The organism is Mesorhizobium sp. P2_B11, from assembly GCF_056404855.1.
Genome location: NZ_JBFUDF010000001.1, coordinates 796,817 through 821,553 on the forward strand (window position 1 = coordinate 796,817; position 24,737 = coordinate 821,553).

21 protein-coding genes are annotated in these 24,737 nt (G+C 63.8%); 13 read left to right on the top strand and 8 right to left on the bottom strand.

The window, feature by feature from the left end:
• Positions 1 to 24: 24 nt before the first annotated feature.
• Together AC1DYJ_RS03630 and AC1DYJ_RS03635 are read right to left on the bottom strand one after the other, a co-directional pair.
• Positions 25 to 1,161 (bottom strand): alpha-hydroxy acid oxidase, encoded by a 1,137-nt coding sequence (locus AC1DYJ_RS03630; RefSeq protein WP_477280040.1) that lies wholly within the window; start codon positions 1,159 to 1,161, stop codon positions 25 to 27.
• 12 nt (positions 1,162 to 1,173) lie between these two features.
• Positions 1,174 to 1,971, bottom strand: coding sequence for an FCD domain-containing protein (locus tag AC1DYJ_RS03635; protein ID WP_477280041.1), 798 nt, complete (start codon positions 1,969 to 1,971; stop codon positions 1,174 to 1,176).
• 285 nt (positions 1,972 to 2,256) lie between these two features.
• Here AC1DYJ_RS03635 and AC1DYJ_RS03640 point away from each other — a divergent pair, with 285 nt between their 5' ends.
• The 5 genes from AC1DYJ_RS03640 to glcF all read left to right on the top strand — a co-directional run bounded on the left by AC1DYJ_RS03640 (position 2,257) and on the right by glcF (position 8,710).
• Positions 2,257 to 3,579 carry a DUF3422 family protein gene (locus AC1DYJ_RS03640; RefSeq protein ID WP_477280042.1) on the top strand — a complete coding sequence of 441 codons (1,323 nt, stop codon included), beginning with the start codon at positions 2,257 to 2,259 and terminating at the stop codon, positions 3,577 to 3,579.
• 267 nt (positions 3,580 to 3,846) lie between these two features.
• Positions 3,847 to 5,343: an FAD-linked oxidase C-terminal domain-containing protein gene (locus tag AC1DYJ_RS03645; protein ID WP_477280043.1), complete on the top strand. Its 1,497-nt coding sequence runs from the start codon at positions 3,847 to 3,849 to the stop codon at positions 5,341 to 5,343.
• Between the two features lie 243 nt (positions 5,344 to 5,586).
• Entirely contained in the window at positions 5,587 to 6,171 is a 585-nt protein-coding gene (locus AC1DYJ_RS03650) for an ASCH domain-containing protein (protein ID WP_477280044.1), read from the top strand.
• Positions 6,168 to 7,379, top strand: coding sequence for an FAD-binding protein (locus AC1DYJ_RS03655; RefSeq protein ID WP_477280045.1), 1,212 nt, complete (start codon positions 6,168 to 6,170; stop codon positions 7,377 to 7,379). The genes AC1DYJ_RS03650 and AC1DYJ_RS03655 overlap by 4 nt, the downstream gene beginning before the upstream one ends.
• Before the next feature lie 5 nt (positions 7,380 to 7,384).
• On the top strand, positions 7,385 to 8,710 hold the full coding sequence (gene glcF, locus AC1DYJ_RS03660; protein WP_477280046.1) for a glycolate oxidase subunit GlcF: 1,326 nt from the start codon (positions 7,385 to 7,387) through the stop codon (positions 8,708 to 8,710).
• 6 nt (positions 8,711 to 8,716) lie between these two features.
• Here glcF and AC1DYJ_RS03665 read toward each other — a convergent pair whose 3' ends face one another.
• Positions 8,717 to 9,637, bottom strand: a complete 921-nt coding sequence (locus AC1DYJ_RS03665) for a bifunctional 5,10-methylenetetrahydrofolate dehydrogenase/5,10-methenyltetrahydrofolate cyclohydrolase (protein ID WP_477280047.1) — start codon at positions 9,635 to 9,637, stop codon at positions 8,717 to 8,719.
• A 280-nt stretch (positions 9,638 to 9,917) separates the two neighbouring features.
• The gene (locus AC1DYJ_RS03670; RefSeq protein WP_477280048.1) at positions 9,918 to 10,661 is read right to left on the bottom strand and encodes a L,D-transpeptidase; all 744 of its coding nucleotides are present in this window, start codon (positions 10,659 to 10,661) and stop codon (positions 9,918 to 9,920) included.
• A 209-nt stretch (positions 10,662 to 10,870) separates the two neighbouring features.
• Here AC1DYJ_RS03670 and AC1DYJ_RS03675 point away from each other — a divergent pair, with 209 nt between their 5' ends.
• Complete coding sequence (locus AC1DYJ_RS03675) at positions 10,871 to 11,509, top strand: DNA-3-methyladenine glycosylase I (protein ID WP_477280049.1); 639 nt, start codon at positions 10,871 to 10,873, stop codon at positions 11,507 to 11,509.
• Between the two features lie 124 nt (positions 11,510 to 11,633).
• Here the strand turns inward: AC1DYJ_RS03675 and AC1DYJ_RS03680 are convergent, their stop codons facing one another.
• Entirely contained in the window at positions 11,634 to 11,876 is a 243-nt protein-coding gene (locus AC1DYJ_RS03680) for a hypothetical protein (RefSeq protein ID WP_477280050.1), read from the bottom strand.
• 231 nt (positions 11,877 to 12,107) lie between these two features.
• Here AC1DYJ_RS03680 and hisS point away from each other — a divergent pair, with 231 nt between their 5' ends.
• The 4 genes from hisS to AC1DYJ_RS03700 all read left to right on the top strand — a co-directional run bounded on the left by hisS (position 12,108) and on the right by AC1DYJ_RS03700 (position 17,579).
• Positions 12,108 to 13,604 (top strand): histidine--tRNA ligase, encoded by a 1,497-nt coding sequence (gene hisS, locus AC1DYJ_RS03685; RefSeq protein ID WP_477425948.1) that lies wholly within the window; start codon positions 12,108 to 12,110, stop codon positions 13,602 to 13,604.
• 178 nt (positions 13,605 to 13,782) lie between these two features.
• The gene (locus tag AC1DYJ_RS03690; protein WP_477280052.1) at positions 13,783 to 14,901 is read left to right on the top strand and encodes an ATP phosphoribosyltransferase regulatory subunit; all 1,119 of its coding nucleotides are present in this window, start codon (positions 13,783 to 13,785) and stop codon (positions 14,899 to 14,901) included.
• Complete coding sequence (hisG, locus tag AC1DYJ_RS03695; protein ID WP_477280053.1) at positions 14,898 to 15,599, top strand: ATP phosphoribosyltransferase; 702 nt, start codon at positions 14,898 to 14,900, stop codon at positions 15,597 to 15,599. The genes AC1DYJ_RS03690 and hisG overlap by 4 nt, the downstream gene beginning before the upstream one ends.
• A gap of 219 nt (positions 15,600 to 15,818) precedes the next feature.
• Entirely contained in the window at positions 15,819 to 17,579 is a 1,761-nt protein-coding gene (locus tag AC1DYJ_RS03700; RefSeq protein ID WP_477280054.1) for an AMP-binding protein, read from the top strand.
• A 188-nt stretch (positions 17,580 to 17,767) separates the two neighbouring features.
• Here the strand turns inward: AC1DYJ_RS03700 and AC1DYJ_RS03705 are convergent, their stop codons facing one another.
• The 3 genes from AC1DYJ_RS03705 to AC1DYJ_RS03715 all read right to left on the bottom strand — a co-directional run bounded on the left by AC1DYJ_RS03705 (position 17,768) and on the right by AC1DYJ_RS03715 (position 22,652).
• A complete protein-coding gene (locus AC1DYJ_RS03705; RefSeq protein ID WP_477280055.1) occupies positions 17,768 to 18,250 on the bottom strand; it encodes a DUF992 domain-containing protein in 483 nt (160 codons plus the stop codon).
• A gap of 86 nt (positions 18,251 to 18,336) precedes the next feature.
• Positions 18,337 to 21,486, bottom strand: coding sequence for an efflux RND transporter permease subunit (locus tag AC1DYJ_RS03710; RefSeq protein ID WP_477280056.1), 3,150 nt, complete (start codon positions 21,484 to 21,486; stop codon positions 18,337 to 18,339).
• Positions 21,483 to 22,652, bottom strand: a complete 1,170-nt coding sequence (locus tag AC1DYJ_RS03715) for an efflux RND transporter periplasmic adaptor subunit (protein ID WP_477425950.1) — start codon at positions 22,650 to 22,652, stop codon at positions 21,483 to 21,485. The genes AC1DYJ_RS03710 and AC1DYJ_RS03715 overlap by 4 nt, the downstream gene beginning before the upstream one ends.
• 81 nt (positions 22,653 to 22,733) lie before the next feature.
• Between AC1DYJ_RS03715 and AC1DYJ_RS03720 the strand changes: the two genes are divergently transcribed.
• The 3 genes from AC1DYJ_RS03720 (at position 22,734) to AC1DYJ_RS03730 (ending at position 24,680) form a co-directional block, all read left to right on the top strand.
• A complete protein-coding gene (locus tag AC1DYJ_RS03720; RefSeq protein ID WP_477280058.1) occupies positions 22,734 to 22,955 on the top strand; it encodes a cysteine rich repeat-containing protein in 222 nt (73 codons plus the stop codon).
• 150 nt (positions 22,956 to 23,105) lie between these two features.
• A complete protein-coding gene (locus AC1DYJ_RS03725) occupies positions 23,106 to 24,263 on the top strand; it encodes a calcium:cation antiporter (protein ID WP_477280059.1) in 1,158 nt (385 codons plus the stop codon).
• A 153-nt stretch (positions 24,264 to 24,416) separates the two neighbouring features.
• Positions 24,417 to 24,680: a hypothetical protein gene (locus AC1DYJ_RS03730; protein ID WP_477280060.1), complete on the top strand. Its 264-nt coding sequence runs from the start codon at positions 24,417 to 24,419 to the stop codon at positions 24,678 to 24,680.
• Positions 24,681 to 24,737 lie beyond the last annotated feature (57 nt).

The following is a 24,737-nucleotide window of genomic DNA, read 5'->3' on the forward strand; positions in this document are numbered from 1 at the left end:
TAGGATCAATGGATGAATAAGACCCTAGCGCCGCAGCTGGTCCTTGCCCATGTCGGTCACCAGGCGCTTGCCGCACAGTGCCAGCGTGATGTCCATCTCCTTGCGGATGATCTCCAGCGCCAGGGTCACCCCTTCCTTGCCCATGGCGCCGAGACCGTAGAGGAACGGCCGGCCGATATAGGTGCCCTTGGCGCCGAGGCACAGCGCCTTCAGCACGTCCTGGCCGGAGCGGATGCCGCCATCCATGTGCACCTCTATTCTGTCGCCGACCGCATCGGCGATTTCTTCCAGCGCCATGATCGACGACGACGCGCCGTCGAGCTGGCGCCCGCCATGGTTGGAGACGACGATCGCGTCGGCGCCGGTCTCGACCGCCATCAGCGCGTCCTCCTTGTCGAGAATGCCTTTCAGGATCAGCTTGCCGCCCCAGCGTTCCTTGATCCAGGCGACATCCTTCCACGACAGATGCGGGTCGAACTGCTCCGTCGTCCACGACGCCAGCGAAGCGACGTCACCGACGCCCTTGGCATGGCCGACAATGTTACGGAAGGTGCGGCGCTTGGTACCGGCAATGCCCATCAGCCAGCGGGGCCGCATGGCGATGTTGGCAATGTTGGTCAGCGTCATCTTGGGCGGCGCCGACAGCCCGTTGCGGACATCCTTGTGGCGCTGCCCCAGGATCTGCAGGTCGAGCGTCAGCACCAGCGCCGAGCATTTCGCCGCCTTCGCCCTGTCGATGAGATCGAGAACGAAATCCTTGTCGCGCAGCACATAGAGCTGGAACCAGAACGGCTTTTTGGTCACCGAGGCGACATCCTCGATCGAGCAGATGCTCATCGTCGACAGCGTGAACGGCACGCCGAATTCTTCCGCCGCCTGCGCCGCCAGCATCTCGCCATCGGCATGCTGCATACCGGTCAGGCCGGTGGGGGCAAGCGCCACCGGCATCGCCACCTTCTCGCCGATCATGGTCGATTCCAACGAGCGGTTGCTCATGTCGACCAGCACGCGCTGGCGGAATTTTATCTTCTGAAAGTCTTCTTCATTGGCGCGGTAGGTGCTTTCGGTCCAGGCGCCGGAATCGGCATAGTCGAAGAACATCTTCGGCACCCGCCGGCGCGCTAGGTCCTTGAGGTCGGCAATGGTGAGGATGTCGCTCATGGTGGTCTCTCGTTAGCCTGTTGTCTTCATGCCGTCGCCGGCGTCGGAGCGTTGCTTAAGCCTGAGCCGCGACACGCGCTGCCAGTCGCCGCTGCGCTCGGCCTCAAGCATCGAGCGCTCGACATAGGAGATATGCTCCATCGCCGCCTGGCGGGCGGCTGAGGGATCGCCTGATTTCACCGCTCTGTAGATCGCCCGGTGCTGGGCCAGCAGCGCCTCGCGCGCGCCGGGCACGGTGAACACCAAAAGCCGGTTCTGGAACACGCCTTCCGACAGCAGCCGGTAGCAGGAGCGCAGCGTATGCAACAGGATGATGTTGTGCGCGCATTCGCAGACCGCGTGATGGAACTCGACGTCGATCTCGGCCTCGTCATCGAAATCACCGGTGCGGTGCGCCTCGTCCATGCGCGCCATGATGCGGTCGAGCAGCGCAATGTCGTCCGGCGTGGCGCGCCGCGCCGCATATTCGGCCGCGACGCCTTCGATCTCGCGGCGGTATTCCAGATAGTCGGTCACCGCCTTGCGGTGCATCGAGATGAGGTCGGTCACCGGCTTGGTGAAAAGCTGGCCGATGACATCGGCGACATGGGTGCCGCCGCCGGCCTTGGTGGTCAAAAGCCCGCGCCCTTCCAGCGCCTTAAGCGCGTCGCGCAGGATCGGCCGCGACACGTCGAACTGGCGCGCCAGCTCGCGTTCGCCCGGCAGCCGGTCGCCGGTGCGCAGCACGCCTTCGAGGACCAAACTTTCGATCTGCTGCACCACCTCGTCGGCGGTGCGCGAATGCTCGATCCTGGAAAAAATATCGCTCAACGGGGGCGCCTGGGAAATCCTGCCTGGAGCATGATGCCGAAAAGTGTGAAGCGGTTTTCTCGGACAAACGGGAACCGTTTGTCCAGGCATCATGCTCTGCTTCTATGGCGCAGATTAAAGCCGGTGTCGCCAACTGGTCAAATTATTTATCCAATTCGCCCAACGCAGTCGCTTTCCGTGCCACGCCGGCGAAATCGCTTCGGCTAAACTTTGCTGTTTACGTGCCGCATCTGATGTCACAAGAGGACGCGACAACACGAAGGGTCGAGAACAGGGGGACCAGCCGTGTCGGACGAGACGTCCAATCTCGAATTCCAGCCGCGCGCCCAGGGCAGCGTGATGGGCTTTCCCGCGCATGAGGGACGGCCCGGCGCGCTTGGCGAGGTCCATGCCCGGCCGCATCCGCTGATCGACAAGCCGCGCGTGCTTGTCCAACTCGCCTTCATGACCGAAGGCGGCTCCGGCGTCGACATGGCCGTGCTTTCCGAACTGTCGCGGCGCCTCGGCATCGCCGCGCCCGACCGTCACGCCCGCCACCATGCCATGAAATGGGGCAAGGGCACGCTGCGCTGGGAGCGGCATACCGAATTTTCGACCTATCTGTGGGAAGGGCCGCTTGCCGAAAGCAGCAGGGCGCAGGAAGACTCGCCCTTCGGCAACGGCTTTTCGTCGCCGGGAACCGTCATCTCCGGCATCCGGCTCGAAATCCGCAAATGGACGCAGGCCAGCGAGAAGCTGATCGCGGCCTTTGACCCGACGAGCCTGTGCTATTCGCTGGTCGAACGCGGCAATGCGGCCATCATCACCGATTTTCGCCAGGATGGCGACGGCATGACGCGCATCCTGGTGCTCGACCGCGGCCTGACGCCAGCGCGGACCGGCGCGCTGTCGCAGCGGCTGATCGACATCGAGACCTACCGCACGCTTGCCATGCTCGGCCTGCCGCTGGCGCTGACGCTGTCGGGCCGCGCCCGCCGCATCGAGGACAGGCTGGCGCAGACGACGCTGGAAATGAAGGTCACCGAGACCCGCGACAGCCAGACGCTGCTTGCCGACCTGACCGAGCTTGCCGCCGAGCTCGAGGCCGATGCCGCCTCCAGCCTCTACCGCTTCGGCGCCAGCCGCGCCTATGACGGCATCGTCGTAGAGCGGCTGGAGGCGCTGGAGGAAGAGGCGGTGCCCGGCTACGACACCTGGGGTGGCTTCCTGCAGCGGCGCGTCGCACCCGCCATGCGCACTTGCCGTTCGGTCGAGGAGCGCCAGGCCAACCTGTCGCGAAAACTCACCCGCGCCACCACGCTGCTGCGCACCTGGGTCGATGTCGAGGTCGAAAAGCAGAACCGCGATTTGCTGGCCTCGATGAACAACCGCGCCCGCCTGCAACTGCGCCTGCAGCAGACGGTGGAGGGTCTCTCGGTGGCGGCCGTCTCCTACTATGTCGTCGGCCTGATCTCCTACCTCGCCAAGGGCGCCTCCATCTTCGGCCATGCCTTTGCGCCGGAGCTGGTCACCGCAGCGTCGGTGCCGGTCGCCATCCTGCTGGTCTGGTGGGGCGTGCGCCGAGTCAGGCGGATGCACTCCGAGCCGGCGAAACATCCGGGCGAGTAGAGCGCGGGCTTTCACCCTCCCCCTTGTGGGGAGGGTCGATCCGCAAAGCGGATCGGGGTGGGGGTGCTCGTAAAGCGCTTTCGTCGCGCGGACCCCCACCCCGCTCACTGCGTTCGCGACCCTCCCCACAAGGGGGAGGGTGAAGAGCGCCAGCGGCAGATTGCCGCTGCGGAAGCTTCTTCCTGACGCTCGCTACCAAAGCAGGGTTTGCAACAAGTGCCGGCCGCTGGTAAAAGATTTTTACCAGTCAAGCGGAGGACGTTGCCGATGTCCGGCCTTGTCATGCCGAAGCCAGACGACGCCACGCTGCGCCGGCGCGCGGAGATCGTCGCCGACATGCGCATCATCGTGCCAGGCGAGGGCGTCGTCGACGCCACCAATGAAATGCGCGCCTTCGAAAGCGACGGCCTCACCGCCTACCGGCAATTGCCGCTGGTCGTGGTGCTGCCGGAAACGGTGGCGCAGGTCTCGCGCATCCTGAAATACTGCAACGACCGCAACATCCGCGTCGTGCCGCGCGGCTCCGGCACCTCGCTGTCGGGCGGCGCTCTGCCGCTCGAAGATGCCGTACTTCTGGTCATGAGCCGCTTCAACCGCATTCTCGCCATCGACTATCCCGACCGCACCGTCGTCGCCCAGCCGGGCGTCACCAATCTCGGCATCACCACCGCCGTCGAGCAGGAGGGCTTTTATTACGCGCCCGATCCATCTTCCCAGATCGCCTGCTCAATCGGCGGCAATGTCGCGGAAAATTCCGGCGGCGTGCACTGCCTGAAATACGGCCTCACCGCCAACAATGTGTTGGGCATCGAGATGGTGCTGATGAATGGCGAGGTGGTGCGCCTTGGCGGCAACCATCTCGACGCTGAAGGCTACGACCTGCTCGGCGTCATGACCGGCTCGGAAGGCCTGCTCGGCGTCGTCACCGAAGTCACTGTGCGCATCCTCAAGAAACCGGAGATGGCGCGCGCGCTGCTGATCGGTTTTCCGACCAGCGAGCAGGGCGGCCAATGCGTCGCCGACATCATCGGCGCCGGCATCATTCCGGGCGGCATGGAAATGATGGACCGCCCGGCCATCCATGCGGCGGAGGATTTCGTCCATGCCGGCTACCCCCTCGATGTCGAGGCGCTGCTCATCGTCGAGCTCGACGGGCCGGGCGTCGAGGTCGACCACCTGATCGGTCTCGTCGAGGCGATCGCCTACAGGAACGGCTCCACCACCTGCCGCATTTCGCAATCCGAACAGGAGCGGCTGAGTTTCTGGGCCGGCCGCAAGGCAGCCTTTCCCGCGGTCGGCCGCATCTCGCCCGACTACTACTGCATGGACGGCACCATCCCGCGCAAGGAACTGCCGAACGTGCTCGCCGGCATGCGCGAACTCTCGGAAAAATACGGGCTCGGCGTCGCCAACGTCTTCCATGCCGGCGACGGCAATCTGCATCCGTTGATCCTCTACGACGCCAATGTGCCGGGCGAACTCGACAAGGCCGAAAGCTTTGGCGCCGACATCTTGCGGCTCTGCGTCAAGGTCGGCGGCGTCTTGACCGGCGAACACGGCGTCGGCGTCGAGAAGCGCGACCTGATGCCGGAAATGTTCAACCAGATCGACCTCGACCAGCAAATGCGCGTCAAATGCGCCTTCGACCCAAATCACCTGCTGAACCCGGGGAAGGTATTTCCGCAGTTGCGCAGATGTGCGGAGCTTGGACGCATGCATGTGCATCGCGGACAGGTGGCCTTTCCGGATATTCCGAGGTTTTGATGGGGGCGGAATTTCGCACGTCGGCGATCCTTCGCGCCCCCCTCTGTCCTGCCGGACATCTCCCCCACAAGGGGGGAGATCAGCTGGCATTTCGGTCTTCGCCAATCTTCGGCGTTGTAAGAGAGGCGCGGTCGCCAAAGCTGCTGATCTCCCCCCAAGTGGGGGAGATGTCCGGCAGGACAGAGGGGGGCGCGAAGGAACGCGGCATCTCCAATCTCACTTGCCTCCCAAGCGAGGTCTGACGTGCTGTTCAAACAAGCCTCGCTGGACAAAATCTCCCGCAACGAAATCACGCTCGCCTTCCGCCGCTGGACCCGGCCGACGGTCAAGGCTGGCGGCCGCGTCAGGACGGCTTCGGGCGTGGTGCGGATCGGCGCCATCAGCATTGTCGACCCATCGGCCTTGTCGCTGAGCGATGCGATCGCGGCGGGCTTTGCCTCGCTGGCGGCCCTCAAACAGATGCTTGGCCCCGATGATGGCACCCCGGTCTACCGCATCGAACTCAACGGCATTGAAGCCGACGAGCGTGTTGCCTTGCGCGACGAGGCGCTGCTGTCCGATGCGGACTGGCACGCACTGACCGTGCGTTTTGCGCGCTGGGACAAGACCGCGCCCGGCTATTTTCCATCGATCCTACAAGCTATCGCCGCGCATCCGGAAGTGCGGGCGGCGACGCTTGCTGCCAATGCCGGCGTCGAAACGCTGAAATTCAAACAGGACGTTCGCAAGCTCAAGGAACTCGGCCTGACCGAGAGTCTTGAGGTCGGCTACCGCCTGTCGCCAAGAGGTGAGGCGGTGCTCGAAAAACTGCGGGAACACAGGCTTTGACCACTTTCACGCCCACCACATCGGCCGAAGTCCTCTCCACCGTGCAATGGGCGGCGGCGGAGGTGACGCCGCTGGAAACCATCGGCCATGGTTCCAAGCGTGGCATCGGCCGTCCGCAGCAGAGCGAGCACACACTCAACCTGTCAAAACTCACCAGCGTCACGCTCTACGAGCCCGCCGAACTGGTGCTGTCGGCGAAAGCCGGCACGCCGCTGTCCGAGATCGAAAGCCTGCTTGCGCAGAATGGCCAGCAACTGGCGTTCGAACCGATGGATTACGGTCCTCTGCTCGGTGGCGCGCCCGGCAAAGGCACCATCGGCGGCGTGCTTGCCGCGAACCTGTCCGGCCCGCGCCGGCTGAAGGCGGGCGCCGCACGTGACCACATCCTCGGCATCAATGCGGTGGCCGGTCGCGGCGAAGCCTTCAAGTCCGGCGGCCGCGTCGTCAAGAACGTCACCGGCTACGATCTGTCCAAGCTGATGGCCAACAGCTGGGGCACACTCGCCGTGTTCACCGACGTCACCTTCAAGGTGCTGCCGGCGGCCGAGACTGAAGTGACCCTTGCCGTGCGCGGTCTGCTCGACGATGCAGCAGCAAGCGCCATGGCGCTGGCGCTAGGTTCCAGCGCTGAAGTGTCGAGCGCCGCCCATCTGCCCGAACGCATCGCCGCGCGCGTCGCCGGCGGCACACTCGGCGCTGACGCCACGACGCTGCTACGCGTGGAAGGCTTTGGCCCTTCGGTCGCTTACCGCATCGAAGCGCTGAAGACCTTGCTGAAAAACGCCGGCCCGCTGCAGGAGATTGCGGGCGACCCCTCGCATGCGCTTTGGCGCGACGTCAGGGATTGCGCGCCTTTCGCCGACGGCAGCGAAAAGCCGGTCTGGCGCGTCTCCATGGCACCGTCCCAGGCCCACCAGATGGTGCTGACGCTGCGCATGCAGATCGGCGTCAGCGCCTTCTACGATTGGCAGGGCGGGCTGGTCTGGCTGCGCATGGAGGAGGGCGATCCCGAGGCCGGCCTGCTGCGCGGGCTGATCCGAAAACATGGCGGCGGCCACGCCACATTGGTGCGCGCTGCCCCTGCCCATCGCGCCGCCGTGCCGGTGTTCGAGCCGCAGGCGCCGCATCTGGCGGCGCTGTCGGCCAGGCTCAAGGCCGAGTTCGATCCCAAGGCTATCCTCAATCCCGGCCGTATGACCCAGGGCTAACGCGAATGCAGACCAACTTCTCCCTTGCCCAGCTTGCCGATCCGCATGTCGCGGAATCGGAGAAGATCCTGCGCAAATGCGTGCATTGCGGCTTCTGCACCGCCACTTGCCCGACCTATGTGACGCTCGGCAATGAGCTCGATTCGCCGCGCGGGCGGATTTACCTGATCAAGGACATGCTGGAGAACGGCCGTCCCGCCGACAAGGAGATCGTCACCCATATCGACCGCTGCCTGTCCTGCCTTGCCTGCATGACCACCTGCCCGTCGGGCGTCAACTACATGCATCTGGTCGACCATGCCCGCGCTCACATCGAGGAGACCTACAAGCGGCCGTTGCTCGACCGGCTGACCCGCACCATGCTGGCCTTCGTGCTGCCCTACCCCGTGCGCTTTCGCGCCGCGCTGAAACTGGCAAAGCTGGGCAAGCCGTTCATTGGCCTGTTCGAAAAGCTGCCGGCCCTGAAGCCGCTCGGCGCGATGCTGAAACTGGCGCCGGCTTCGATCCCGGCGGCGTCGCCAATGGCTTCTCCCGGCATTCATGCCGGGCAGGGGACGAAAAAGGGCCGCGTCGCCATTCTCACCGGCTGCGCCCAGTCGGTGCTCGATCCCGCCATCAACGAGACGACGATTGCGCTGTTGACCAGGCTTGGCGTCGAGGTCGTGGTGCCGCAAGGCGAAGCCTGCTGCGGCGCGCTGGTCCATCATATGGGCCGCGAGGCAGCGGCGCTCGCCTCGGCGAAGCAGAATGTCGATGCCTGGACACGCGCCATCGACCAGGGCGGGCTCGACGCCATCGTCATCACCGCCTCGGGCTGCGGCACCACCATCAAGGACTACGGCTTCATGCTGCGCCTCGATCCGGCCTATGCCGACAAGGCCGCGAAGGTCTCGGCGCTGGCCAAGGATATCACCGAATATCTTGCAGGGCTCGACCTGCCTGAGCCGGTGCGCAAGCCAGGCACCGTTGTCGCGTATCACTCCGCCTGTTCGATGCAGCACGGCCAAAAGATCACCCGCCAGCCAAAGGAATTGCTGGCCAAAGCCGGCTTCGTCGTGCGCGAGCCGCGCGAAGGGCATCTGTGCTGCGGATCCGCCGGCACCTACAACATCCTCCAGTCCGAGATTTCGGCCAAGCTGCGCGACCGCAAGGTGAAAAACATCGAGGCGACCGGCGCCGAAATCGTCGCCACCGGCAACATAGGCTGCATCACCCAGATCGCTTCCGCCGCGAAGCTGCCGGTGGTGCATACGGTCAAGCTGCTGGATTGGGCCTATGGTGGCCCGAAGCCGGAAGGCGTCTCAGAGGGAAGACTGGTCGCGGCTGAGTAGGCGAAGCTACTCAGCCGCCAGCCTGTCCACCGTTCCATACGTCGCCTGGTAGCGCGCGCGCTGGCGGCTGAGCGCGACCATTGTGTTGCGCAGCAGGATCGCCACGGTGATCGGGCCGACGCCGCCCGGCACAGGTGTGATCCAGGACGCAACTTCCTTGACGCTCTCGGTATCGACGTCGCCGACGATGCGGCTTTGCCCGTCAGGCCCGATCTCCGAGTTGATGCCGATATCGATGACGGCCGCGCCCGGCTTGACCATGTCGGCCTGGATCAGCCTCGGCTTGCCGACGGCGACGAACAGCGCGTCGGCGCGGCGCGCATGGGCCGCCACGGAGCGCGTCATGTGATGGCACACCGTCACTGTCGCGCCTTCGCTCATCAGCAGGAAGGCGATCGGCTTGCCGACGATTTCGGAATGGCCGACGACGACGACCTCCAGTCCCTTGAGGTCGAGGCCGGTCTCTTTCAAGAGTTCGACCGAAGCCGCCGCCGTGCAGGGCGCGAGGTCGAGCTGGTTATAGACGATGTTGCCGATCGAGGCCGGATGCATGCCCTCGACATCCTTCAGCGGATGCACCGCCGCCTGCAAAGTCTTGATCGGGATATGCGCCGGCACCGGCCGCTGGATGATGATGCCGGTGACGCGCGGGTCGGCGTTAAGCCCATGGATCGCCGCCTCGAGTTCGCCGGCGGTTATGTCGGCGGGGAACCGCCGCTCCTCGAAGGAGATGCCGGCAAGCGCGGCCTTGGCGCGCTGGTTGCGTACATAGACATCGACGGCATCGGTATCGCCGACGGTGATCGACACCAGCTTCGGCGGAAAACCCTCGGCGGTGGCGATGGCGGCATCCTCGCGCACGGCGGCGATGATGCGCTGGGCGACCGGTCCGCCCCGGAGATAGCGGCTGTCGTCTGGCTGAGACATGGCTGGACTTTCGTAGGGGAGTTTGGCGTAGCGAATTTGGCCGCCCCTATAGCAGGGGAAATGTGGCAAGGGCAGCGCGAAAGCGCAGCATCATCGCCTTGGCGCGACGTTCTGGCGCAGCCTGGTTCAGTTGGCCGATGGTGGCGCGAAGAAAAAGGGCAGCGCGGTTTCCCGTGCTGCCCTTCCCTGACTGGCCGCATCCCCACACGGCCCGTCCCCCGTAAACTTTTCGCCAATCCCTGAAGGCCTAGCCTTCTGGACCTGCTGATTCGCTAGCCGACTATATCACGACAACGGTCGTTCCAACATTGACCCTCTCGTAAAGGTCAACCACGTCCTCGTTGCGCATCCGGATGCAGCCGGAGGACACCGCGCCGCCGATCGTCCAGGGCTGGTTGGTGCCGTGAATGCGGTATTCCGTCGTGCCGAGATAGAGCGCGCGGGCGCCGAGCGGGTTCTCTTCGCCGCCGGCCAGATAGGTCGGCAGATAGCGCCCCTTGGCGGCCTCGCGCCTGATCATCTCCGCCGGCGGACGCCAGTCCGGCCAGACGCGCTTGTTGGTGATCTTGTGCGTGCCCGACCATTCGAAGCCCGGCTTGCCGGTGCCGACGCCATAGCGCCGCGCCTTGCCGTTCTTCTCGACCAGGAACAGGAAATTCTGCGTCGTATCGATGACGATGGTGCCCGGCTTCTGCGGGCCGTCATAGGCGACTTCCTGCGGCAGATAGAGCGGATTGATCTGCGGCCGCATCACCATGCGCTTGGCCGGCGCCTGCACCGAAGCGGTCCGCACCCGGTCGGGCTGCGCCGGCTGCGCATAGCGCAAACGCGGCTGTTGGACCACCTGGCGGCTCTGCCGCACGATGCCGGGCGCCCGGCCGAGCTGCAGCACCCAGGGTGCGGAAAGGTCGGGGCTCACCATCACCGGCGGCCTGTCGGCATAGCGGTCGTTGGCGGCGGACGAGGTGGCGCCGGCGGCCAGAATGGCCACGGCGCCGAGCACGGAACGCAAAAAGATCTTCATCGGAACGCACCTTGATCGTCGAACGGACGGAAGCGGAAGTTGCCCCCGGTTGCGCGATCCTTGGCGCGAAGCCGCAACCGAAACATGAATCGGAATGCGTAAAATGCCGCTTTGTCAGTAAACCTTTTGGTGTGGTTACCGCCGGGTTCAGGAATCTGGTAAAGCCGCGGTAAATGCGGTGTCGAGCCGCGTTAACAAATGGATTGGCCATGGCACAAGACAATACCGGCCTGCTGACCGGCGACGACGGGCTCACGCGCTGCTTCTGGCACGGCAATCTGCCGGACTATCTGCATTATCATGACCGTGAATGGGGCCGGCCGGTGGCCGACGACCGCAGGCTGTTCGAAAAGATCTGCCTTGAAGGTTTTCAGTCCGGCCTGTCCTGGCTGACCATCCTGCGCAAGCGCGAGAATTTCCGCGAGGCTTTCGCCGGCTTCGACTTCGACAAGGTCGCCGCCTTTACCGATGAGGATGTCGAACGCCTCGTCGGCAATGCCGGCATCATCCGCCACCGCGGCAAGATCGTCTCGACCATCAACAACGCCAAACGCGCGAGGGAGATGGTCGATGAGTTCGGTTCGCTCGCCGCCTGGTTCTGGAAGTTCGAGCCGGGGCCGGACGAGCGGCCGGCGGTCGTCGACCTCACGCATTTGCGCGCCAACCCGACGACGGCGGTCTCGGTGAGGATATCGAAGGAGCTGAAGAAGCGCGGCTGGAGCTTTGTCGGTCCCACCACCGTCTACGCCTTCATGCAGGCGATGGGCCTGGTCAACGACCATCTTGAGGGCTGTTATTGCCGCAAGCAGGTCGAGAAGGACAGGAAGGCGTTCAAGCGGCCGAAGTAGCGCGCTGTCCCCTACCTCCCCTTGTGGGGAGGTCGCGCCGAAGGCGCGGGTGGGGGTATCTTGGCGCTGCCCCCCACCCCGACGCTACGCGTCGACCCTCCCCACAAGGGGGAGGGTGAGAAACTCACACCCCGCTGGCGCCGGTCAGGAAGAGCCCCGCGACAATCGCCGCCAACGCGGCGAAGGCCGGATAGATCACCAGCAACCCGGTCATCAGCGCCTCGCGCATCGACGAGCCCTTGCGCTCTTCGGCAGTGACCTCAAACGGACCGAGGCTTGCCGTCACCGGCGCACAGCTCTCGGCCGGCCGCAGTCGAACTTCATGCAAGCCGTCGTCTCTGATGTCGAACTTGTGTGCCGTGGTCATGGCCCCAACCCCTTGTTTCGGCGCGCTTATCGGCTTTGATTGTGTCGGCACGATGCCGCACCGGTGGCGGAATTGTTTCCTTTTTGGTGCGTTTTGTTTCGGGGCACCGATCCACCTTCTCCCACAGGGGGGGAAGGAAGAGCGCTAACCCTTGCCGCTCCCGGCTGCATCGGTTAGGACACGCGCGCCGTGGAAAGCGGTAATTTGCCCACGAAACGCCGAGTACATCCCATGGCCGACAAATCGGAAAAGACGAAAGCGCGGCTGCCGCGCGGCTTTGCCGACCGCAGCGCCGACGATATCCGCGCCGTCGAGAAGATGATGGCGACGATCCGGTCGGTCTATGAGCTCTATGGTTTCGARCCGGCCGACCAGCCGCTGATCGAATACACCGATGCGCTSGGMAARTTCCTGCCCGACCAGGACCGGCCGAATGARGGCGTGTTCTCSTTCCAGGACGATGACGASCARTGGCTGTCGCTGCGCTACGAYYTGACYGCRCCGACGGCGCGTTWYGTCGCCGAGAATTTTGAGAAGCTGCCGAAACCCTACCGCAGCTACCGTTCCGGCTGGGTGTTCCGCAACGAAAAGCCCGGCCCCGGTCGCTTCCGCCAGTTCATGCAGTTCGACGCCGACACCATCGGCACGCCGGGCGTGGCAGCGGATGCCGAGATGGCGATGATGATGGCCGACGTGATGGAAGCGCTCGGCATCAAGCGCGGCGATTACGTCATCCGCGTCAACAACCGCAAGGTGCTCGACGGCGTGCTCGAGGCGATCGGACTTGGCGGAGAGGGAAATGCCGGCCGCCGGCTGACGGTGCTTCGAGCCATCGACAAGCTGGACAAGCTTGGACCTGAGGGCGTGAAGCTCCTGCTCGGGCCTGGGCGGTGGGACGGCGGCAAGGAAGGCGAGGGCGACTTTGCCAAGGGCGCCGGGTTGGACGACGGGCAGGCCGAAGCCGTTCTGCTCGCTACGGCGAGAAACGCGCAGGTCGGCCAGGATTCCATGGTGAGCTCGAACGCGACTTATCAGGAAGGCGTCGGCGAACTTGCGACGATTGAAGCCTTGGTCAAGGCTGCAGGATATGGCGAAGATCGCATCGCCATGGATCGCTCCGTCGTCCGCGGCCTCGAATACTACACCGGCCCCGTCTTCGAGGCCGAGCTTCTCGCCGAGATCCCCAACGAGGACGGCCAGATCGTCCGCTTCGGCTCGGTCGGTGGCGGCGGGCGTTATGACGGCCTGGTCTCGCGCTTTCGCGGCGAGCCCGTTCCGGCGACCGGCTTCTCCATCGGCGTCTCCCGGCTGATGACAGCGCTGAAGAACCTCGGCAAGCTGGACACCGCCGATGTCATCGCGCCGGTTGTCGTACTGGTCATGGACAAGGACACCGAAAGCCTCGGCCGCTACCAGAAGATGGTCGCCGAGCTGCGCGCCGCCGGCATTCGTTCCGAAATGTATCTCGGCGGCGCCGGCATGAAGGCGCAGCTGAAATACGCCGACCGCCGCGGCAGCCCGGTCGCTGTCATCCAGGGCGGCGACGAGCGCGCCAGGGGCGAGTTGCAGATCAAGGACCTGATCGAAGGCGCGCGGATGTCGGCCGAGATCACCGACAACGCCGAATGGCGCGCGGCAAGGCCGGCGCAGGTGACGGTGGCGGAAGGTGCGCTGGTCGCCGAGGTGAAGAAGATTTTGGCGGCGCAGGCCGAGGAACGCGCGAAATGAAGAGCGCCGCGCTGTTCTTCCCTTCTCCCCTTGTGGGAGAAGGTGGATCGGCGCGGAGCGCCGAGACGGATGAGGGGTGTTCTAGGGAACGCCAACGCCTCACTCCGCTGGAACACCCCTCATCCGTCGCCTTCGGCGACACCTTCTCCCACAAGGGGAGAAGGGGAGGCGGCGTCTTATGACCTCCCGCCCCGCCATCTCAACCGAAATCATCAACCTCTTCGCTACCCGCAACACCCACGCGGTGGAGGTGGCCGTGCTGCAGCCGGCCGATCCGTTCCTCGATATGGCCGGCGAGGATCTGCGCCGCCGCATTTTTCTGACCGAAAGCGAAACCGGCAAGACGCTCTGCCTGCGTCCTGAATTCACCATCCCCGTCTGCCTCGACCACATCGCCAGCCAGGCCGGCACGCCGCGCCGCTATTCTTATCTGGGCGAAGTGTTTCGCCAGCGCCGCGAGGGTGGCAACGAGTTTTTCCAGGCCGGCATCGAGGATCTCGGCGACCGCGACACGGCCGAGGCCGACGCCCGTTCGGTGGCCGATGCGCATGCATTGCTGCGGCTGGTGCTGCCGGCGCAGCCCCTGGCGGTCACGCTCGGCGACCAGACCATTTTCGAGGCAGTGCTGGCGGCGCTCGGCCTGCCGCGCGGCTGGCGCATGCGGCTGGCCCGCGCCTTCGGCTCGGCGCCGATGCTGCAGGCAGCGCTCGCCGATCTCGCCAACCCGCCGCGCAACGGCCAGCTTGACGGCGATGTCGCCGCGCTTGTCCTCGACGGCGATCTCGAAGCGCTGTCCGCCCACATCGCCGGCGGCATGGAAGAAGCAGGCCTCTTGGCGTCGGGCGGACGCGCGCCGGCCGACATTGCCCGGCGGCTGATCGAGAAGGCCGAATTGCGCAGCGTGCGGCTGTCGAACGAGGCGTTTGCGGCGCTGAAGGATTTTCTGGCCATCGACGTGCCGCTCGACAGCGCGTCCCAGGCGCTCGAAAGCTTCGCCGCCTCTGCCGGCCTGTCGCTGGGCGCGGCGCTGGAGAAATTCGCAGCCCGCGCCAAAGCCATCGAGGCGCACGGCCTGCCGATGCAAACAATCCGCTATGACGCCGCTTTCGGTCGTCCGCTCGATTACTACACCGGCATCGTCTTCGAGATAGCGGCTGAAGGCGGTGAGCGGCCGCTGGCCGGCGGCGGCCGCTACGACCGGCTGCTGACGCTGCTTGGCGCGAAAACGCCGATCCCCGGCGTCGGCTTCTCCGTCTGGCTCGACCGCATCGAAGCGCTGCGCGGAGAGCTCAAATGATCACGCTGGCGATCCCGTCGAAAGGCCGGCTGAAGGAGCAGGCGCTGGAGGTGCTGGCCAAGGCAGGGCTCGGCGTCACGCTGCCGGACGACGTGCGCAAATACCGCGCCCGCATCGATGGGCTCGAAAACGTCGAGGTGGCGTTCCTGTCGGCCTCCGAAATCGCCGGCGAGATCGGTCAACGCACGGTCGACCTCGGCATCACCGGCGAAGACCTTTTGCGTGAAAACCTCGCCGACTGGGAAGCGCGCGCCGAAATCGTCGCCCGTCTGGGCTTCGGCCATGCCGATGTGGTCGTCGCCGTGCCCGGCATCTGGCTCGACGTCGACACCATGGCCGATCTCGACGATGTCGCCGCCGATTTTCGCCAGCGCCACGGCAGAAGGCTGAGGATCGCCACCAAATACTGGCGGCTGACGCAACAATTCTTCTCCCAAAAGCACGGCATCCAGGTCTACCGCATCGTCGAAAGCCTCGGCGCCACCGAAGGCGCGCCGGCGGCGGGCCTTGCCGACGTCATCGTCGACATCACCACCACCGGCTCGACGCTCCGCGCCAACCATCTCAAAGTGCTGGCCGACGGCGTCGTGCTGAAGTCGCAGGCTTGTCTGGTGGCGTCGCGGAAGGACCGTGCGGCGGTCGATGAGGCGCTGGTGCGCGATATCGCTGCGAAGATGAGCGCCCTCCCTCCCCCTTGAGGGGAGTGTAGACAGCCGCCAAAGGCGGCTGGACGGGTGGGGTCGCTGCGGCAGTGCTCCATCTTTGGTCAAAGCCAGATGGAGGTCGAGGCAGTTGAGGCGACCCCACCCGCCTCGCTTCGCTCGGCACCGTCCCCTTGAGGGGGAGGGGTACCATCGACGGGATTTCCACCGCCGCATCAGGCTGATAGGCTCGCCATATCCCGGGAGGAGACGGCGATGGCGATCAATCTCGACGAACTGAAGAACGCCACCAACCTGCGCGGGCGCGGCAGGGCGTTCATCGCCCCGCTGGATGGCCGGGCGCATGTGTCGGGCGACCGTTCCGTGCCGCTGCTCGACAAGACGATTCCTCAGCTGTTTTCCGACACGGTCAGCAAATACGCCACGCAGGATGCTGCCGTCTTCGTCGGCCAGGACAAGCGCTTCACCTGGAGCGAACTGTCGGACACCGTCGATACGCTCGCCGCCGGCTTCCTGGCGCTCGGCCTCGAAAAGGGCGATCGCGTCGGCATCTGGTCGCCCAACCGCTGGGAATGGCTGGTAACGCAGTTCGCCACGGCCCGCATCGGCCTGATCCTGGTCAACATTAACCCGGCCTATCGGCTGACCGAACTCGAATATGCCCTCAACAAGGTTGGCTGCAAGGCGCTGGTGACGGCCGCCAGCTTCAAGACCTCCGACTATCTCGGCATGATCGAGACGCTGGCGCCGGAGCTCGCCAATGCGACCTCCGGCAAGCTCAAGGCGCAGAAACTGCCGGCGTTGAAGATCGTCATCCGGATGGGCGACGACAACTCACCCGGCATGTTCAATTTCGCCGATGTGCTGTCGATGGCCGGCCGCGACGAGCATGACAGCCTCGACCGCATCTCCGAGGGGTTGAAGCCTGGCGAGGCCATCAACATCCAGTTCACCTCAGGCACGACAGGCGCTCCCAAGGGCGCGACGCTGACCCACACCAACATCGTCAACAACGGCAATTTCGTCACCGCGGCGATCAAGCTCACCGTCGACGACCGGCTCTGCATTCCGGTGCCGCTCTATCACTGCTTCGGCATGTCGATGGGCACGATGGGCTGTGTCACCAAGGGCGCGACGATGGTGTTTCCGGGCGAGGGGTTTGACGCCGGCGCGACACTGAAGGCAGTGGCGCGGGAAGGCTGCACCGGCCTCTACGGTGTGCCGACCATGTTCGTCGCCATGCTCGATCACGCCGACTTCGCCAGCTTCGATCTTTCCAGCCTGCGCACCGGCATCATGGCGGGTTCACCTTGCCCGATCGAGGTGATGAAGAAGGTCGTGTCGCTGATGCACATGCAAGAAGTCACCATCGCCTATGGCATGACCGAGACCAGCCCGGTGTCGTTCCAGAGCAGCGTCGACGACCCGCTGGAAAAGCGCGTCTCCACCGTTGGCCGCATCCATCCGCATGTCGAGGTCAAGGCCATCGACACCGAGGGCGCCACCGTTGCCGTCGGCGCACCGGGCGAACTGTGCACGCGCGGCTATTCCGTGATGAAGGGCTATTGGGACGACGCGGAAAAGACCGCGGAGGCGATCGACAGCGATGGCTGGATGCACACCGGCGACCTCGCGACGATAGACGCCGAGGGCTATTGCAACATTGTCGGCCGGGTCAAGGACATGGTCATCCGCGGTGGCGAGAACGTCTATCCCAGAGAGGTCGAGGAATTTCTCTACCGCCATCCCAAGGTCAAGGAAGTGCAGGTGTTCGGCATTCCCGACGCCAAATATGGCGAGGAGCTGTGCGCCTGGATCGTGCTGAAACCCAACCAGATCGCCACCGAGCAGGAGATCAAGAACTTCTGCGCCGGCCAGATCGCCCACTACAAGATCCCCCGCTACATCCGCTTCCGCACCGAATTGCCGATGACGGTCACCGGCAAGCCGCAGAAGTTCCTGATGCGCGAGGCGATGGTGGAGGAGTTGGGGCTGGTGGCGCAGAAGACGGCGTAAAGCGGTTACTTAGCCGCAGTTCGCGCCAGTAGGCATCTTGCCTTGCCGTACAGGCTTGGCCAGATGGTCTCGTGTGGACGCGGCTACTAGAGCAATTCCAGGAAAAGTGTGAGCGGTTTTCCGTCCGGGAATTGCGAAAAAACAAAGAGATAGAGCGGGTCGCCGTTTCCGTGAAACGGTGAAACGTTCTAGTTTGCGGCAGTGAGTTCGACCTGCTCGACCCCCGCCGCGATGTTGATGCCAGTTTCGCCCTCGACTGCGAGCGGTTGAAGTGCAAAGGCTTTCTCGGTTCCACCAAGCAGGACATCGGCGCCAAGTCCAAGGCCCGCGGCCGCTTCCGCATCGACGCCATCATATTTTCCGGTTAGCAGGCCATTGTCCTTTGCAGCCGAACCGCTCACGACGGCCCATATGAGATGGCCCTCCTTGACCTCGCCAAGCTCAATGCCGAATTCCTTGATGGAGCCGGTGTAATTTTCCTTCGTGCCGTCACTCCTGGTGAAGACGCAGGTCATTGTCTGTTTGCGCGTGATGATTTCGCCGATGCCGGTCGAGGTGTCGCATTTCAGGATACCGACCTGAGCGTTCACCGCCCAGGCTGGCGCCGTCGGGACAAGCAGAAATGAAGCGCCCGCAAGAGCGAAGAGACGGATGAGGGAGTGGAAAAGCATGTCAGATTTTCCTTGGCTAAGTTGCGATGCGTCCGATAGCAGGCAAATCTCCTTGGTAGTCGTTGGACGCGGCTCTCGTGCCGTGCCTAGCCGGGAAGCGTGGACGTGACCTGCCGCTTCCCTTTGCGCTCGGCGCGCCATTCCTCAAACCGCTGCAAGATCACGAAGAAGGCAGGCACGAAGAGAACAGCAAGGCAGGTGGAGGCGATCATGCCGGAGAAGACCGTGATGCCGATCGATTTGCGCGCACTGGCTCCGGCGCCTGTCGCCAGCACCAGCGGCGCGACGCCGAGGATGAAGGCGAAGGACGTCATCAAGATGGGGCGGAAGCGGGCGCGCGCGGCCTCGATCGCCGCCTCGACGATCGGTCTGCCGGCGGCGCGCAATTCGCGCGCGACCTCGACGATCAGAATGGCGTTCTTGGCCGACAGCGCAATCAGCAGGATCAGGCCGATCTGGACATAGAGGTTGTTATCGATACCGAGCCCGGTGAGGACCAACACCGGGCCGACCAGCGAAAGCGGCGCGGCGAGCAAGATCGAGATCGGCGCCAGCCAGCTCCCGTACTGGCCCGCCAGCACCAGATAGACCAGCAGCAGTGCCATACCGAACACCAGGTAGATCTGGCTGCCGACGAGCTTTTCCTGGAAGGAGAGCGCAGTCCAGTCGTAGCCGGTCCCGGGCGGCAGCGTGTCGGCCGCGGCCGCTTCCATCAGCTTGATCGCATCACCTGATGAGAAACCCTGCGCCTGCACGCCAAGGACTGATGCGGAGGGATAGAGGTTATAGAGGCTGATCAGCGAGGGGCCGACGCTTGGCGTGACCGTCAGCACCGTGCCAAGCGGGATCATATCGCCGTTCTGGTTGCGCACCGTCAGGCGGCCGATGTCCTCGGGAGACAGTCGGAACTGAGAATCGCCCTGCACATAGATCTGGAAGACCCGCCCGAACTTGTTGAATTGGCTGACATAGGTGGAGCCTAGATAGCCGGCGAGCGTCTGGAACACCTGGTCAGTGGTCAGCCCGAGCATCTGTACCTTTTCGCGGTCGAACTCGACCTTGTATTGCGGGACGTTGGATCGGAACGTTGCCGATACGCGCTGGATGCCGGACTGCGTCGCTGCTGCCCTGGTCAGCGCGTTGGTCGCGCCCTGCAACTTCGCAAGGTCGAAACTGCCGTCACGCAACTCGACCTGCATGGTGAAGCCGGCGGCGTTGCCGATGCCCTGGATCGGCGGCGGTGGCAGCACCAGGACATTGCCGTCCGCCATGTCTGACAGGTTCTTGTTCAGCGTCGCATAAAGCGAGGCGAGATCCTCACCCTTGCCCCGCACGCTCCAGTCCTTGAGGATGATGTAGGCAACGCCGGCATTTGCTAACGTCGAGTTGTTGTCGAGGGCCGACAAGCCGGCGATCGTCACCACCTGGTCTACGCCCGGCGTTGCCTTGGCGATCTTCGAAATCTGCTGCAGCGTCTCCTGCGTACGGCCGAGGGACGCGCCGTCAGGCAGTTGCACCGAAGCGAGCAGATAGCCTTGGTCCTCGATCGGAATGAACCCGGTGGCCACGCGCGACATGCCGTAGCCCGCCGCGCCAATGATAAGCAACGCGATTATGCCCATCACCGTGCTGTGGCGCACCATGGATCCGATCAGGCGGGCGTAGCCGTTTTCCGCGCGCTGATAGACGGCATTGAAGCCACGGAAGAAGGCGTTTCGCTTGTCCAGCGGCACCGGCTGCCTCAGCCATGTCGCGCACTGCGTGGGCTTCAGCGTTGCCGCGTTGACGGCGCTGATCAAGGCCGTTGCCGCAATCACCAGGGCGAATTGTGCATACATCTGCCCGGTAAGGCCGGGCAGGAAGGCGGCAGGCAGGAACACTGCCATCAGCACAAGCGTGATGCCGATGATCGGTCCGAACAGCGCATTCATGGCCGTGACCGCCGCATCGTGGCCGGACATGCCGCGCTCCATGTTGTGCGCGGCCCCCTCGACCACAACGATGGCGTCATCGACGACGATACCGATGGCAAGCACGATGGCGAAGAGCGTCGACAGGTTGACGGTAAAGCCGAGCGCGAGCATCGCCGCGAAGGCTCCGATGATGGTCACCGGCACGGTCGTTGCCGGCACCAGCATCGCCCGCCAGTCCTGCAGGAAAAGCAGGATGACGATCAGCACCAGCACCGCGGCCTCAAGCAGCGTCTTGTAGACTTCGTCGATCGCCTGGCTGACGAAGATCGTGGTGTTGAACGGGATCGAGTAGACGAGGCCTTGCGGGAACTCGCCAGACAGTTCCTTCATCCTGGCCTCGACTTTGCCGGCCACGTTGAGCGCGTTGGCGCCCGGCGACAGGAAGATGGCCAGGCCAGCCGCCTGCTGGCCGTCGAGATTGAAGAATTGCCCGTAGGTCTGGGCGCCGAGCTCGACCCGGCCGACGTCGCGCACGCGGGTCAGGTCGCCGTTGGCGCCGGTCTTGACGATCACCGCGCCGAACTGATCGGGGTCGTCAAGGCGGCTCGACACTTCGATCGTATATTGGAAGGACTGTCCGTCGGGCGCCGGTGGCGCGCCAACCTGGCCCGCGGTGACCTGCTCGCTTTGCTGCTGCAGAGCCTGGACGACGTCCTGGGTGGTAAGGCCGCGCACCTGCATCTTCTGCGGGTCGAGCCAGACGCGCATCGAATACTGCCCGGCGCCGAACACGTTCACGTTGCCGACACCTGGTATCCGGGAGAGCTCGTCCTTCAGCCGGATGGTTGCGTAGTTGGCGAGATAAAGGCTGTCGTATTGTTTGTCCGGCGACGTCAGCGTGACGATCTCGAGGATGGAGGTCGATTTCTTTTGGACGTTGACGCCCTGCACCTGCACTGCCTGCGGCAGCGATGCGAGCGCAGTGGACACCCGGTTCTGGACACGCACCTGCGCCTGGTCGAGGTCCGTGCCGATCTGGAAAGTGACGGTCAGATTGTAGCTGCCATCCGACGCGGAGAAGGACTGCATGTAGAGCATGCCCTCGACGCCGTTGACCTGCTGCTCGATCGGCAGCGCCACCGTGTCGATCACCGAGCGCGCGCTGGCGCCAGGATAGCGGGTGGTCACCGAAACGGTCGGCGGCACCACGTCGGGATATTGCGCCACCGGCAGGCCGAAGAGCGAGACCAGGCCGATGACGACCATGAGGATCGCGATTGCATTGGCCAGGACCGGCCGCTCGATGAAGAATTTGGAGATCATTGGGCAGCGCCGTCGGCCGCAGCCGCTTCCAGCGTTTTCACCTGCGGCTCGATCTTCTGGCCGGGCACGGCCGTCAGCAAGCCGGAGACCAGGACGCGGTCTTCGGCGGTGATCCCCTTGCGGATCACGCGCAAGGCACCGACAAGCTGGCCGATCTCGACCGGACGCTCCTCGACGACGTCGTCCTTTCCTGCAACGAGCAGGTAGCGACCCCTCTGGTCGCTTCCGATCGCTCTGTCGGGAACCAGCAGCATGTCCGGTTCTTCGCCCAGCGGCACGCGCACGCGCACGAAGTAACCCGGAAGCAATGCCCGATCGTCGTTGGGCAGCACGGCGCGCACCGCGAGCGTGCCGGTGGTGGCCGTAACCTCAGGGGAGGCGTAGTCCAGCATTCCCTTGTGCGGATAGCCTGTCTCGTTCTGCAGGCCGACTTCGGCGGGTACCTTCTTGAGGTCCTGGCCGGTCAGGCCCCGTTTGGCCATGGCGGCGCGAATGCGCAGCACGTCCTGCTCCGAGATGTTGAAGTTGACATAGATTGGCGCGAGCTGAACGATGGTCGCCAGCGTCGTCGCGCTGCCGGCGCCAACCAGTTGCCCGATTGACACCTGGCGGGCGCCGACGATGCCGGCAAACGGCGCCTTGACCTCGGTGTAGCTCAAATTGAGCTGGGCCTGCTCGACGTCGACGGCGCTCTGCTTCTGCTTGGCGGCGTCGACATCCGCCGCGGCTGCGGACTGATCGAGGGTCGATTGCGAGATGACCTTCTGGGATAGCAGCTCCTGCTGCCGCTTGAGGTCGGCTCCGGACTGCTTGGCGGAGGCGTCGGCCGAACCCTGCCCGGCCTGGGCCTGTTCGAGGGCCAATTGGTAGGTATCCTGTTCGATCAGGAACAGCCGGGTACCAGCCTTGACCTCATCTCCGTCCTTATAGTCGATTTCCTGGATGAAGCCGGAGACACGCGCAACCAGAGGTGTCGTGTTGACCGCCGCGGCGCTGCCTGTAGCCTCAAGATAGGGTGTTACAGTCTGCTTGACCGGAAGCGCTACATCTATCTTGGGTGGCGGGGGCGGCGCGTAACTGTTTTCCTTGCTGCAGGCGCACAATAAAATTGCTGCGAGTGCGAATGAACCAGCCGTCGGCGCGGCTCTCCTCCTTGAGAAAACCATTTTGCCCCTCTGAATACTTCGGTATATATATCGTATTGCTGTGAAATTGGGGTGAAGCTAGCTTTTTTTGGGGAGTTTGTCATGCGGATTGCGTTAAGCGTGCTTTTTCTGGCAACTCAGGTGACGGCCAATGTCGCATTTGCGCAGACTGCGGCCGAGCGCGAAGCCTGCAAGTCTGACTACGAGAAATTCTGCAAAGGGGTGGAGCAGGGCGGAGGCCGCATCATCGCGTGCCTGAACGAACATCTGAGTGACCTGACGCCGCAATGCCAGCAGGTCGTCAAGGCGAATACGCCCCAATAGGGCCACCAAGGCAATTCCAGCAAAAGTGCGCGGTGATTTTTGCCTCCGGAATTGGGATAGAGTGCTCTAGGGCTCGGCCTATTCGACGACTGAGCGGGATCAGCGAACGCTGGCCGGCAAGGCCCGCTGATCTCGTGGAATGTTGGCTGGATGCTTGAAGACAGGCCTACGCAAATGCCCAAGGTTGCAACATCCAAGGCCGCATCGGGCGGTTTCGGGCGATCGGTGGTGTCTTGGCTGATGCCTTTGGGTGCCTTGGCAATGGCTCTCGCGGTGAGGGCCAGCGGCCTTTCGGTCGACGAAGGGTCGCTGAACCTCAGGATCGTCGTTGGTGCGCTGTCGAGCGCGATCATGTTCACCACCATTTTTGTGGTGCTCGAGCATGCCGAGGCGGTCGCCCGGCGCGTGGGCGAGCCCTATGGAACGTTGGTGCTGACTTTTGCAGTGACGGCGATCGAAGTGTCGATCATCGTTTCGATGATGTTGCACGGAGAGAACAATCCGACGCTCGCGCGCGAGTCCGTTTTCTCAACGGTGATGATCACCTCCACCGGCGTCGTCGGCATATGCCTCGCGCTTGGCGGCTGGCGCCATCGCAAGCAGGCAATCGTCCGGCAAGGAACCAGTGCCTATCTGGCGGTTCTGAGCGCGCTGACCGTCATGACGCTTATTCTGCCGACCTACACCCAGACCACGGGTCCCGGTACGTTTTCGGCGGCCCAGCTTGGTTTCGTCAGTGCCCTTTCAGTGCTGCTTTATGCAAGCTTCGTGTTCGCGCAGACCGTCCGGCACCGGGAAGACTTTGTCGAGGGACAAGAACACCACAGTTCGGTGCGAACGGCCGCCGGCGAGAACATCTTTATCAGCGCTGCGCTGCTGGTTGCCGGGCTGATCGGAATTGTCATGCTTGCCGAGCAGGTCGCCGCAAGCGTTGAAGATACGCTCGTTGCCTACCAGGTGACCCAGGCCGACAGCATTGTCGGAGCAATGATCGCAGGGCTGGTGTTGATGCCGGAGGCCATTTCGGCCATTCGCGCTTCACTCAACAACGAGTTGCAGCGCGGCTTGAATGTCGCAATGGGTTCGGCCTGCGCCACGATCGGCCTGACAATTCCGGGAGTAGCAGCCGCCAGCCTGTTGACGGGGAGGGGATTGACCCTGGGGCTGCCGGCGGCTGACGCCGTCCTCTTGGTCCTCGCGCTTTTCACATGCGCCGTAAGCTTCAGTACCGAAAGAACGACGTTCCTGACCGGCATGGTCCATATCGTGGTGTTTTTTACGTATGTGTTTCTGATCTTTGTGCCGTGAAACTGTTGCCGGCCCTGACTAAGGGTCCGGCTATACCGGGGCTGCATCGACGATCTGGCCGCGCCTCAATGGAACCGAATCAATCGATCTGTTGAGGCTTTCGCTCGCTGATGCTACATTAGAGAGGCTGCAGGTTGAGGAGAGGGGAAACCTATGGTCAGACGTGGTTTGTTTGCGCGTACTTTTGCCATTGGAGCTTTGCTCGCGATTTCGTCGATGGCAGGCGCCTCTGGATTCGGTTTCATCGCATCAGCGGAAGCAAAGACGGTCGTCATCCAGAAGACCACCATCTACATTACGACACTTCCAAAGGGCTGCGTGAAAACCACCTATAGCGGTGGGATCGTGGTCTGGAGTTGCGGCACGAAATACTACCAGCCCTACAAAAACAGGTACGTGCTCGTCTACATCAAATAGTGAGACAGTATGGTCTTAGGCATAAAGCCTGTTACGGCCCTGTGGCACGATCTTGAG